Here is a 745-nt window from a genome sequence, read left to right as displayed (position 1 = left end):
ACTTCTCGAGTCCCGCGGTGCCGATGATCGGTGCCGTGTGGCGGTACCGTCGTTGCCCCTTTCGTAGAGGACCTCTGTGATCACCGTCAGCAGGTCAGGGTGAACCTGACGAGCTGGAGACCAACGCTCGTCGCAGTGATGGCAGCGAACGCGATGAGCGACGCCGCCGGACGAGACGGCACTCTGCGTCTCTTGGACAGCATGAGGATGCTGGATGCGCCGAGCGCCCAGGCAGGTGTGCTGAGTGCGGCGATGAGGAGCAGGACGGGTCCGCCTGTCGGAGGCGGTCCAGGGTCATCCATCTCCGCGAAGCCCATCAGCCCGGCGATGAGGATCGCTAGTCCCGAGAACGTCACGATTCCGAGGATCGCTGTGAGGAGGAGGGCGTAGGGGAGCGCGGTCGACGTGAGCGCACGCGCGGTCTTCGCCGCCGCATAGACGGATCCTCCGATAACGAGCAGGGCGCCCAGGTACCAGGCTGCTGCGCTCAGCGGGATCTCGCGCGGCCGGCAGTCCGTCATGGCTGGTGAGGCGAGGGTCAGCAAGCTCGCGCCGGCCTGAACGAGAAGCGCGGCGACAACGGTGAGAACAATCGCCGTCGCACCGTCGATCCGCCTCGCGCGCAACCGTGCATCGTTCTGCTGGTCGGTCATGGGCTCGAGGGTAGCTACCCCAGTCGGATAAAGAGGTCTAGTGGAGGCGGCCGCCCTCCATGGGACCGTCAACCATGCGTCCGGTAGGGGAT

1 protein-coding gene is annotated in these 745 nt (G+C 66.0%); it reads right to left on the bottom strand.

The features are described 5' to 3' along the window. Positions 1-86: 86 nt before the first annotated feature. Positions 87-653: a hypothetical protein gene (locus tag C5C30_RS17280; RefSeq protein ID WP_104267956.1), complete on the bottom strand. Its 567-nt coding sequence runs from the start codon at positions 651-653 to the stop codon at positions 87-89. Positions 654-745 lie beyond the last annotated feature (92 nt).

The organism is Rathayibacter sp. AY2B5, from assembly GCF_002931645.1.
Taxonomy (GTDB): domain Bacteria; phylum Actinomycetota; class Actinomycetes; order Actinomycetales; family Microbacteriaceae; genus Rathayibacter.
This window is presented reverse-complemented; position numbering and strand designations above follow the sequence as displayed.

What these genes read in the sequence shown, in the direction of transcription:
- C5C30_RS17280 (WP_104267956.1), bottom strand. Translation starts at nt 653, where the DNA reads ATGACCGACCAGCAGAACGATGCACGGTTGCGCGCGAGGCGGATCGAC.